The organism is Kurthia sp. 11kri321, from assembly GCF_001534765.1.
Lineage (GTDB): Bacteria > Bacillota > Bacilli > Bacillales_A > Planococcaceae > Kurthia > Kurthia gibsonii.
Window position 1 is genome coordinate 1561591 of record NZ_CP013217.1, and the last position, 11959, is coordinate 1573549.

General features: G+C 38.3%; 12 protein-coding genes and 1 other annotated feature. Of the genes, 2 read left to right on the plus strand and 10 right to left on the minus strand.

Annotated features, from left to right (window positions below; translation table 11 throughout):
- Positions 1 to 56: 56 nt before the first annotated feature.
- From ASO14_RS08045 to ASO14_RS08055, 3 genes are read right to left on the minus strand one after another with little or no spacing between them, the layout of a single operon-like run.
- Positions 57 to 524, minus strand: coding sequence for a putative periplasmic lipoprotein (locus ASO14_RS08045; RefSeq protein WP_068453676.1), 468 nt, complete (start codon positions 522 to 524; stop codon positions 57 to 59).
- A gap of 54 nt (positions 525 to 578) precedes the next feature.
- Complete coding sequence (locus ASO14_RS08050) at positions 579 to 1313, minus strand: SDR family NAD(P)-dependent oxidoreductase (RefSeq protein ID WP_068453678.1); 735 nt, start codon at positions 1311 to 1313, stop codon at positions 579 to 581.
- A complete protein-coding gene (locus ASO14_RS08055) occupies positions 1300 to 2247 on the minus strand; it encodes an MBL fold metallo-hydrolase (protein ID WP_068453680.1) in 948 nt (315 codons plus the stop codon). Before ASO14_RS08055 ends, ASO14_RS08050 begins: the two co-directional genes overlap by 14 nt.
- A gap of 125 nt (positions 2248 to 2372) precedes the next feature.
- Positions 2373 to 2586 (plus strand) — a binding site (T-box leader).
- Between the two features lie 57 nt (positions 2587 to 2643).
- Between ASO14_RS08055 and proC the strand changes: the two genes are divergently transcribed.
- Complete coding sequence (gene proC / locus ASO14_RS08060; RefSeq protein ID WP_068453682.1) at positions 2644 to 3450, plus strand: pyrroline-5-carboxylate reductase; 807 nt, start codon at positions 2644 to 2646, stop codon at positions 3448 to 3450.
- A gap of 489 nt (positions 3451 to 3939) precedes the next feature.
- Here the strand turns inward: proC and ASO14_RS08065 are convergent, their stop codons facing one another.
- Complete coding sequence (locus ASO14_RS08065; RefSeq protein ID WP_068453684.1) at positions 3940 to 4665, minus strand: FadR/GntR family transcriptional regulator; 726 nt, start codon at positions 4663 to 4665, stop codon at positions 3940 to 3942.
- Between the two features lie 57 nt (positions 4666 to 4722).
- Positions 4723 to 5547, minus strand: coding sequence for a MerR family transcriptional regulator (locus tag ASO14_RS08070; protein ID WP_068453685.1), 825 nt, complete (start codon positions 5545 to 5547; stop codon positions 4723 to 4725).
- 69 nt (positions 5548 to 5616) lie between these two features.
- On the opposite strand from ASO14_RS08070, the gene ASO14_RS08075 reads away from it, so the two are divergent.
- A complete protein-coding gene (locus tag ASO14_RS08075; RefSeq protein ID WP_231726942.1) occupies positions 5617 to 6975 on the plus strand; it encodes an MATE family efflux transporter in 1359 nt (452 codons plus the stop codon).
- A gap of 14 nt (positions 6976 to 6989) precedes the next feature.
- Here the strand turns inward: ASO14_RS08075 and ASO14_RS08080 are convergent, their stop codons facing one another.
- From ASO14_RS08080 to ASO14_RS08100, 5 genes are all read right to left on the minus strand, one after another.
- Positions 6990 to 8033, minus strand: a complete 1044-nt coding sequence (locus ASO14_RS08080) for an NAD(P)/FAD-dependent oxidoreductase (protein ID WP_068453687.1) — start codon at positions 8031 to 8033, stop codon at positions 6990 to 6992.
- Positions 8034 to 8041: 8 nt separating this feature from the next.
- Positions 8042 to 8866 carry a helix-turn-helix transcriptional regulator gene (locus tag ASO14_RS08085; protein WP_068453689.1) on the minus strand — a complete coding sequence of 275 codons (825 nt, stop codon included), beginning with the start codon at positions 8864 to 8866 and terminating at the stop codon, positions 8042 to 8044.
- 156 nt (positions 8867 to 9022) lie between these two features.
- Complete coding sequence (locus tag ASO14_RS08090; RefSeq protein ID WP_156422360.1) at positions 9023 to 9535, minus strand: YusW family protein; 513 nt, start codon at positions 9533 to 9535, stop codon at positions 9023 to 9025.
- A gap of 75 nt (positions 9536 to 9610) precedes the next feature.
- Entirely contained in the window at positions 9611 to 10834 is a 1224-nt protein-coding gene (locus tag ASO14_RS08095; protein WP_068453693.1) for a VWA domain-containing protein, read from the minus strand.
- Entirely contained in the window at positions 10835 to 11959 is a 1125-nt protein-coding gene (locus tag ASO14_RS08100) for an AAA family ATPase (protein ID WP_068453695.1), read from the minus strand.

Genomic DNA, 11959 nt, shown 5'->3' on the forward strand with positions numbered 1-11959 from the left:
TTTGACATCATACGGGGGTTGTTTATGTTGGTTAGGTTCTGCTTCGAAAAAAACAATCATTCCACACGTATATGAAACGCATACCAAGCGTCGCCATCTGATATGTTTTTTTCTTTTTGATTCGCCCAATCTGCTTGAAGAATATAGAAGTACGTACCTTTTTCTTTTGGGGCAGTAACGCGCATGTTTTTAAAGTTCGTGATGTTTATTGGTTGATCTTTTTTCACTTGTTCAAGTGCTACTTCATCTGGCTGGCGTTTTAAGTCGATTTGAATCGCTAGTTCGGCTTCTGGTTGCACAACAATCGGCTGTTTTCCGTTCAATAGTTCTTCAGGGCCCGCTTTATCTGCACATTCGCCACTACCTGTTGCACCGCCTTGCCAGCAATATGAACCAAGCTCTGTATCATAGTTTTCTCCGTCTACTTCTACTGTCACTTTCGGTGGATTACTGCCGAGCTCTGTATTGTTCGAACAACCAGTAAGTAATAAAATGGCCACACATAGCATCATATACTTTTTCATGTACACACCTCTTTTGTTTAATTTTACCAAAAAGAGTATAAAAAGCAATGTAGCTTATTTTTTATTAAAAAAAGGTTTGCCAATCGTTTCGACAATAGACGGTGCAAGTGCATAGAGTTTACTCGAGATCCCCATATACCACGGGATATTACATTCTCTTTTTTTCGTACCAATCGTTTGAATCGTCTTTTTTGCGACTTCTTCAGCTGATAATAGCACGCTCCCCATCTTTTGTCGGTATGTATTCGTCGCATCTGCATGGTCTAAAAACGGACTATCAATCGGACCTGGGTGAATAACCGTAATCACTTTATTCGGTTGTTCCAGTCGTAATGCATTCGTATAACCAATGAGTGCAAATTTTGTCGCTGCATAGACAGAAGCTTTCGGTGTGGCAACCTTCCCTGCTTGCGAACCGATAAAGATGAACTGCTCTTTTACAATCGGTAGTAACTCTTTTGTTAACTTCATCGGTGCTGTGACATTGAGTGCAATCATCGCATCTATGTCTTCATCGGCCATTTCCTGTGCATATGAGAATGTACCAACACCTGCATTTAAAATCGCTACATCCACTTCTGGTACATTTTGAATGAGGTGCTTACGTTGGTGGTCATCTGTTAAATCTGCCGGAATAATATGCGCTCCTTGTTGTTGCCATTCATTTAAAATCGCTTCATTTCGCCCTGTCAGCCATAATTCATGCGATGTATGAATTAATTGTTTTGCGATTTCATAACCTACACCAGACGTTGCACCTGTAATAAAAATTCGTTTAGGCGCGTACATAATGTAATACTCCTCGTTCGTCACTCGTTTCAACAATATGACCGAGTGATTGTAAATAATCGACCTGTCCAACTGTATGCGACAATGTTAGACCGAGTTCCGTTTCATATTTTGTTGGGAAAATTTTCGCAGACAATTCATAAACTGTAATCGGACCTAATTCCTCAATGATTTGTAATACTTTTAATGCACGTCGATGTTGACGTTCCAATCGTTCTTCAATCAGTGCATGTGCATCTAAAATCGGCGCACCATGCCCACTGTGTACAATTTCTACAGGTAAATCCAATACTTTTTTCAGTGATGCATTATATTGAAGAAGCGATTTCGCACGTGGATTATTCGGCATTAATGGTGGTTCAATGAGTGGATTCGATACCGTATGCGAAATCAACAAGTCGCCACCTAACAATTGTTTTGTATCTTCATGCCAATAAGCTAGATGTGACTGCGCATGTCCCAATGTTTCAATCGCATACAACCCTTTATGACCAGGTACTTCGTCGCCTTCTTTTAAAATACGTGTTAGCGGTCTTGTCCCCATCATATGCGGTCGTCTCGTCATACGCTTTGGCCACTCAAAAAATTTTTCAGGCACACCTTCAATTTGTAGTTGATGCATATAAAAATCATAGTGCGAATCGATAAAGACAGGATCACGACGCAACCAGGCATCATTATAAATATGCCCCATAATTTCAGCATTTGGAAAAGCATCCGTCCATCCGATATGGTCGGGATGATGATGCGTTAAAATTACTTGTTCAATATCTTCTAAACGATAGCCCTCTTGCTTTAGTCCTACTCGAATCGCCTCAAGTGCTTCGTCTGTTTTTGTACCTACGTCTACAATGGATAATGCATCACCCTTTAATAAATGGCAATTCACACTTCCAACGGCGAAGGGTGTTGGTGTTTCAATTCTTTTTATCATGTGACAATCCCCTCTCACTTCATACTGAATGGTTATTCATATGATTATACTGAAATCTTGAATGGTTGTCATCTACCAATGACAGTTGACAACCTCTTGTAAAGAAACTATAATCACTTTTATATACTAATGCATTGATGAAGAATAGTATAGCAGTCATCCCTTGCGAAAAGAGAGTGTGATCACCGGCTGAGAGTCACATGGCAAAATGAGCTAGAACCTACTTCTGAGCAGTTCTGAAAACAGAACCGTATACTCTGCGATAAAGAGTCTGAGCGTACTCTATTTTTAGAGTAAAACAAGGTGGTACCGCGGAATCCAAGCATTTTCGTCCTTTTTTCATAGAAGGATGGAGAATGCTTTTTTATTTTTATTATTTTAGAGGAGGCGACATGTATGCAAACAATTGTATTCGCAGGTGCAGGTTCAATGGCAGAAGCAATTATTCAAGGATGGGTTAAAGAGGGGGTTGTAGTCCCGCCAGCCATTCATGTAATGAACAAGTCGAATGAAGAAAAACTCGCGAAGCTCGCGAACAGCTATGGTGTACAAGTTGTTTCAGACCGTCGCGCGATTTTAACCAAAGCAGATTGTGTTATTTTAGCGATGAAACCAAAAGATGTGATGGCAGGGATGAACGATTTAGCCCCGTATTTACGAGAAGATACAGCCGTATTATCCGTTGTCGCAGGTACGAGTATTGAGACGATTCAAAGTGTTTTAGGTAACCGCCCTGTTGTACGCGTCATGCCAAATACATCGGCAACAATCGGTATGAGTGCGAGCGGTATGGCTTTTAGTGAAGAAGTATCGGATGAGTTGAAAGCTACGTTTAAAAAGATGTTAGAAGCGATTGGACTTGTGATTGAGGTGAAAGAGGAAGAACTTCATGCGATTACAGCACTTTCAGGTAGCGGCCCTGCTTATTTATATTACTTGGTCGAAGCATTCGAACAAGCAGGAATGAAATACGGTTTAGAGCAAGGCACAATTCGCTCACTCGCTGTTCAAACGATTGCAGGTGCTGCGGAAATGTTAAAACAGTCCGATGAAGAACCAACTGAACTACGACGTAAAGTAACAAGCCCAGGTGGTACAACAGCAGCTGGTATTCAAGCACTTGAAAATCACCACTTCAAACAAGCTATTGAAGCTTGTATTGATGAAGCTACAAAACGCTCGATTGAATTAGCAGCGGAATAAGAAAAGGACTTTAGCAGATTAATTTGTGCTAAAGTCCTCTTTATTAGGCTCTACAATAAATAACGTTGGTAAAGAGCTAGAAATCCTCGTATTTTTAAACATCGTACATTTTATTTATAAATACTATAACAAGTAACTTCTATACTTTTTAATCTAGTTCAGCAAGCTTTTTGAAAGTGTTTTATCTCCTATACCTTTACCCTCTGTTAAGAAAATAACTTTAAACAATCCAACCTTTCTATCTAGCGAAAACATTCTATAGCAAAAAGAAACGATAATAGCAACTTAAGTTCACATAGTTATTTTTCACATTAGATGGACGTGTGGGCGTGACTTCTGCGGGAACAGCACGAGCGGAATATCCATGTTGGCGATTCATCGCCAACATGAGATGAAGCCGTGCCCGCGAAAAGCATCGCCCAAAACGAATATCCTAATACAACTTAAAAAGCCTCAGCATATAAAATACTGAAGCTTTCTTATTTTTATTCATCCTTCTTTTTGCTCTGCCACATAGCTATTCAATACGTCTTCCACAAACTGAAGATGTGTCGTCATCGCTTCGTTTGCTTGGTCGATATTTTGTGATTCAATCGCATTAAAGATATGTAAATGTTGCGCATTCAATGTTTCAAATGTCGCTTGTTCATCATATAAACAGATGAGACGTGTATCATGAATGACTTCGCTCATGACATCATTCACTGTTTTAAAAAGAGATTGTAACATCTCATTATGTGTTGCTTTCGCAATCGCATAGTGGAACGCTAAATCAGCTTGTTCTGCAATTTTCGGTTGATCTGTATGATCATACATCTCTTGTAAATGCCCTTTTAATGCAGCTAAATCTTCCATCGTCCGATTTTCTGCGGCACTTTTCACCATACCTACTTCTAATACACGACGGACTTCTAGCAGTTCTGCAATATCTTTTTTCGTCATGAGTAATGCAGATGCAAGCGGTATTCCTAGTGTACGTCCATCAAAATTTTTAACGAAGGTCCCCTCACCTTGTTTCATCTCGATTAAGCCCATCGCACGCAATGCCGTTAATGCCTCGCGAATCGTTGAACGCCCTACATCAAACTGACGACTTAATTCTTCTACCGAATCTAGACGGTCTCCTGGCAATAGTTCCCCAGATTTAATTAATGCCATTAATTGTTCCGCAACTTCTTCGTAGATTTTTTTACGTTGTACGATCTTAATTCCCATTAACCCCACCTCTTGTCCTCATTTTAGCATATTTCATCTCGCTTCTTCCTGCTTTTTCTACTCAACACGTATTTTAATTTCTGTTACGTAATTTTCTAATTCTGAAACAGCTGTTTCTTCAAACACATACTCCTCATACGCATCGCTCGCTAATCGCATTTGTTGATCTCGTACATATTGCTGGATACGCTCATAGGTTGTATGTTTTTTCGATTCTTCCCCAATATGATAGGCAACTACGTAGAACCCCTTTTCCTTCACATGAATTGGCACTTGACGTTTGGTCGGCGCGATTTTCGTGTATAAATTGACATAGTTCTCGTAATCCTCGTTTTCAATTTCTTCTCTTTGCAAAATCGCTCCAATTGGATAGCCAATATCTAATTCTTCATTATAAACAAACTCAATCAAGTCAGAAATCGCATGTAAGAAGGCTTTATCATCCGTATTCTTAACATCTGCACTAATGAAAAAGCGCTCTTCTTCCTCGGGTTGAATACGAATTGTTGTAAAATCTGTCGCCATTCCTTCTTTTGTAATCGCCAATTTTGTATCAACAATGCGCTCCAACTGCTTCAAATGCTTCATTTTTTGTTGTAGCTCACGCTTTTTTTCTTCAAATAATGTCACAAACTGCTCTGGTGATTTCGTTGCTAAAAACTGTTTAATCTCCTTCAATGGCATATTCAATTCTTTTAATAATTCGATGACACTAAAAACATCGAATTGTTGATATGAATAGTAACGATAACCATTATCGAGCTTCACTTCTGGTTTTAATAACCCAATTTCATCATAGTGAAATAATGTTTGTTTTCGCACATTACATAAACGGGCAAATTCGCCTGTTGTAAAAAAACCTTTTAATTTTTCTCTTTCCATCTACATTTCCCCCTTGACTATACGGTAACCATATACTTTAGCATTATAACTACGAAAGGAATTGATATCGTGACAACCGCAACACAGCAAGATCCAATGGCGCTTAAACTTCAAACAAGCCCACCTAAAAAACTCTTTTTATCTTATTTATTCCCATCGCTTCTCGGCATGTTACTCATGGCAAGTAATATTCTCGTCGATGGCATCTTCGTCAGTCATGGCGTTGGTGAACAGGCACTTGCCGGTGTGAATATTGCCACACCGATTTTCTCTATTTTATTAGCTGTATCGCTCTGGATTGGTATGGGTGGTGCAACCTTATTCTCCATCGCGCTTGGCGAAAATAAAATTCAAAAAGCACATGCCATCTTTACACGCTCATTTTTATTAACGATTCTAATTGTAGGTATTCTAATCGGTATTGGCTTATGGAAACTTAAAGCAGTCGCTTATCTTTTTGGTGCAAGTGAAGTAACCTATCCGTATGTACGTGATTATCTATGGGTCATTCTCATTTTCGGTTTTGTCTTTGTACTTGAAAATATTTTAAGTATTTTCATTCGAAATGACGGGAATCCGAAATTAGCTATGACAGGTTTAGGTGTCACAGCCGTTTTAAATGTCGTACTTAATTATTTCTTTATTTTCGTTTGGCAATGGGGTGTATCTGGTGCCGCATATGCGACTGGTATTGCCACACTGATTGGTCTATGTATTCTATTACTTCACTTCCGTACACCCGCAAACCATCTACACTTTATAAAACCTACTCGTTCACTACGTGGTATGCTTGATATTTTAAAAATCGGTTTACCAAGTTATGTCGTCGAGATGAGTTTTGCTATCATCGTTGTGATGTATAATCTTACTTTCCTTCATTATACAGGAGAAGTGGGTGTCACAGCATTTGCGATCATCAATTATTTACATGCGGTCTTTTTAATGATTTTCATTGCAGTGGGTGCTTCGATTCAACCACTCGTGAGTTATCATTACGGTGCGCGCCTTTATGGTCGTTTAAAATCGTTTTTATTACTTGGGATTTTAACTGCGACCATTATTGGTGTACTCTTACTCATCATCGGGATTTTCGGAAAGTCCTTACTCATTGAACTATTTGGTGTTGATGATCCAACTGTTGTCGCCTTTACAGAGAAAGGGATTCTTCTTTACTTCACAGGTTATATTTTCTTAGGCTTCAACTTAGTGATCGCAGAATATTTCCAAGCGATTAAGCGTATTCGCCTTTCTGTATTAATTGTACTGAGTAGAAGTATTCTACTCTTTATGCCATTACTTATTTTACTACCAATGGCATTGCCGAGCATTACAATCTGGCTTGCTTTCCCGATTGCTGAAGGATTAACTTGTATCATTTTATTAATCTGTATGAAATGGGTACCAAAAGCAAATCCAATACCAAAATAAAAATGAGAGGTCGCCTAAGCTAGCGACTTCTCATTTTTTCTTGTTTCTACGGGTATGCGTTTTTGTACGCGCTCATTATGTGAGCTAACCATTGCTACATGGCTAGCAGTTGGTTCGATGTGTAGTTTCGCACCATTCACTGCATTAACAGCATCTTGGAAACAGCCGACTAATAGATTTACTTTCCCTTCATACTTAGCAATATCCCCTGCTACAAAAATACCTGGCATATCCGTTTTACCTGTAGCAGTCGAAGCAATGGCATGGTCGATTCGTTCAAGCGGAATCGATACGTCATATTGTAATGTTTGATCTAAATCAAAGCCATGACTGACAATCATATGATCAACGGAGATAATTTTTTCACCTGCTGCTTGTTCAATCGTTACATTTTCTATACAATTCGTATTTTCATTAGCATGGACTTGTGTAATCTGTGTTTGCGTATGAACTGTAGCATGCTTCATCACTTGCTCCACTTGTGCTTCATGAGCAGATAAGTTTTCACCGCGGTAGACAACATGAATTTCTTTGGCAATACCATGTAATTCATTTGCCCAGTCAACAGCTGTGTTACCGCCACCTGAAATGAGTACTACTTGATCGCGGAACTGTTCAAACTCACGTACAACATAATGCATATTTTGCACATCTTCTTTTGGAACACCTGCTACTTGTAACTTCTGTGGTTGAATAATTCCACCACCTACTGCGACAATGACCGAGCGACTCATATGTGTTCCTTTATTTGTTTCAATATGGAATGTTCCATCTAGTTGATCTACAATACGTTCTACCTTCGTTTCCACATGGACTGTTGGATGAAACGTTAGACCTTGTTCAATGAGTTGCTTAATGAAAGCATCACCTGTTATTGGGGGCTGACCACCGATATCCCAAATCTTCTTTTCAGGGAATAGACGCACTTTACCACCTAATTCAGATTGGAACTCAATTATTTTTGTTTTCATATTACGTAGTCCGGCATAAAATGCGGCATATAAACCTGCTGGTCCTCCGCCAATAATCGTTACATCATATATCTCTGTCATGTTCATCTGCTCCTTTACATTGTTGTCCATGCGACGATTTGTTTTCTTCTGTAAGTTGAAGGTGCATAACCTGTTTGTTTTTTAAATACACGACTAAAATAGAAACAATCATCATATCCTACACGCTCTGCTACTTCTGCAATGGATAAATCCACACGTTCTAGTAATTCTTTCGCTTTTGAAATGCGATACGCTGTAATATACGCGTTCGGTGATAACCCTGTATGTTTTTCAAATAAATAAGCGAGGCGACGACGCTCAATTTGAAATTTCTCTGCAATTTTTGTGACATTGATTTTCTCGCGATAGTATTGTTGAATATAAGCAACGATGGACTCCATCACATCTACCGTCGATTGAAGCTGTTGATCACGTACACCTTCCATACAGCGTTCGATGAGTTGGAAAAAGAGCGTGCGACGTTGAAGTGCTGCCATCGCTCCTGGTAGCGCCTGCATATCCAATAATCGAACGGCATCTTCTAAATAAATTGTGGTATCTGATACGCGCAGCACGAAAGCATCATCATATAAATCATCATCGGATCGAATTGCTACTTGATACTGTGCAACGATAAATTGTACATCTTGTTCACCACAATTTTCAATATGAAGTGTTTCACGTTCGTGAATATGTAAAATACGACCTGGTGTAATAAAGAATTTCTCACGACCACTGTGCACCCAGGCTTTTCCGCTTACTGGGAAGATAAATGCACTCGATTGTGTATGAATATGTGTTAATTTATGTTCAGCTAAAATATGTTCTTGAAAGACATTCGTTAAAGAAACAGCTGCTTTTGCAAAGTATGCTGTTACATGCATCATTGTTAAATCCATCGACATAACCTCCATAACTAATACATTCATTATAAATGATAATGATTATCAATTTCAAGTTTAATTGATAAAAATTCTCAATTAATGTGAAAAATCCTTTTAGAAAAGAAAAAACTAGCATCACCTGATGAGGCGATACTAGTTTTTCACATTCAATTATTTAACGAATTTATATTCTTTTTCCTTGCCATCATCAAACTCCACTTCTAGTTTGATAGACTTGTAGTTATCATCGATTTTGATATTGTCCATAATTTGTTTCTTCACTTCTTCATCTGATGAGTTTTGGTCAAATGTGAACTTCTCAACAATTGGTTGCATTTCACCTAGAGCTTCATCACCAGTCTTTTTCGTATTGTCACGCTCATCTTCTATCTCTGCAATGTCACCATCGCTTTTTTTCTCGTATTCAAATGTGTAATCACCTTTGTCATACTCAACATCAAGGTCCATTTTTTTGTACGGTTGCTCTGTTACTTTTTCATTCGTTGAGCTATCGTCTTTTGAAGAATCAGTTGAAGATGAATCAGATGACGACGAATCATTTGTAGTATCTGATGCAGGCTCCTCTACTTTTGTTTCTTCTTTCTTCTCATCCTTATCTGTGCTACATGCTGTCAACGATAATGCTAATAATGGAACTGCATAAAGAGCTAATTTTTTATTCATTAATAGTACACGTCCTTTCAATAGCACTTTTCCACATTTTCTTTTTTTAAAACATTTTAGGGCATGTATTTTACTTTATAATTCAAAAACCCTTGTATGATGAATATCTTGAAAATGAATTAAATGAAGCACTTCATCTGAAATTTCCGTTAATTGTCCAGGATGTTTGTTATGTCCAATCAATAATGACATCAAATAAAACTGTTTTTTTTTCTTTTCTGCATTCACCTGTTCGATTACTATTTCCGGAATATGACAGACACCATCCGTAATAAATAATACTTCCCCTTTTGTCGAATGCTTCATAAATTGAATGGCTTGTTGAAGCGGCTTTTCAAAATTGGTTCCGCCGCCAATATACGACTGTGCAAATTGAAGAAATTGAGGGATTTTATATTTCCCTTTTTTAAAATGCTGAATTTGCTGATAATCCACATCACCACTAAATGGAATAAAAACAAAATCTCGACGATCTTGTTTCGCCATACTAAGTAAAGCCATTAAAAAACCTTTTCCTTGTACGTCTAAATCTTGCATACTACTACTCTCGTCATAACAAATAATGAGTGCGCCCTTTTCTTTTTTCGTGCGCTCTTTATAATCATACATGCGGGTTCTTCCGTCTGAAAAACGCACAAGAAAATCAAGTTCTGCTTCAGGTGTTTCAGATTTTAAATACTCAATAGGTAATAAACGCTCTGCTTTTTGTCCTGTTGTTACAGTCCCTTTTAGTATGGAAGCAGTTTTCATTTGAACGCGCTTTTGTTTCGCTGAAATTTTAAACTTTTTCGCCCATTCAGCCATTTTTTGTAGTTCTGATTGCTTTTCTAGTGCATCTGCTAAAGCCAACTGATCATAAATCGGTGTTTGCTGTCTCTCTTGTTTTCGTTGTTGCAAACTACTGAGTAGATCTTCTACATATTCTACTTGTTCTAAAACATGCTGTATCTCTTTTTTAAATGCATCTTCTAATGACTCATCTTCCGGTTGTTCCAGTTGACGTAAAAATAAATAGCCAAATCGTAGTGTCGCAAGCGTCGTAATCAGTTTATCACCCATCGCTTGTTGTAAAAAAAGCGGAAACTCTTGTAGTTCGCTTAGTATTTGTAAAGGAGAAGTCGTTTTAAATTCGGTCTTTCCAGTGTAGAGCATGCACCATACATCACGCACTAACTGCGGTAGTTGTTCATGCTTTTCAACTAATTGTTGCAGTCCTTCATGATGCGTGAGTAAGTCGTTATATGCTTGTATCGTAAATCGGTCGATGTCCATGAGCTGACTATTTAACTCGTTATGCAACTACATCACTTCCTCCGCTATTTTTTCATGTAGTTGTGCTTTCCATTCATTTAACTTTTGCAGTTCTTCTTCTGTTGGTGACTCTGTCATCATTTCTTGTTCGATTTGCTGCCATTTCATTAAAATTGCTGAAGCAAACTGTGCATATTCCTCATATTGAATCATCTCTGCTTGTTTGAGTACGGCATGTTTCGCATCAACTTCCATACGCAAACGATTCAATTGAACAAACAATTGGTCGATGACTGTTTTTGTATAAGGTACAAGTAAATCTTGTACCGTCTCACGATCTTCCGACTCAATCCATAAACAATCTACTAACACACGAAAATCCGACTGCTTCACTTCATTGCGTCCTTGTAAATATGCTTCAGCTTGTAAGATCGATAAACATTGCTTCGTGCGGCGATCAGACACAACAATCCCTGCATCCTTCAATTTAAAATGAATTTCTGTTAACATTTCGATCATCGTCTCTGGAATGTGAACTGCTTTTGTTTCAGCGTGGATAACCTGTATCTCCTCTGCCGTTAGACGCGGTAGTGTAATCTCCTCTGTATTCCCCTGTAACATCTGCATGAAGTGCGCAGGCGTTTGAATCGCTTCTACTTCACGGCGAATTAAAAAGCGATCATACAATGCATTCAAACGGTCTTCTTCTGGAAATTCATTACTTGCACCGATTAATGTGAACAGTGGTGTCGTCAATTCTTCGGTACCATTTTCAAAGCGATGTTCATTCATAATTTTTAATAAACTATTAAGTAAATCAGATGTTGCTTTAAACACTTCATCTAAAAAAGCCACATGTGCTGTTGGGAGCTGTCCTTCAATATTTCGTTCCATAATCCCTTCTTTTAAACGGTCAAAGCGGACGGAACCGAATAATTCTTCTGGTTGTGTGGTCGGTGAAATTAGTCGCTTGAATGTACCATAAGTTATTGGTAATACATACATGAATTGGTCGACAATATTTGATTTCGCAACACCGGGCGCACCAATCAATAGGACATTTTTTTGCGCACAGATACCGAGTAAGATGGCATGAATTTCATGTTGTCGTTCGATAAAGTGTGCATTTAGTTGTTGTTCAATTTGCTGTAATTTTTGTACTTCAGGCTTCAT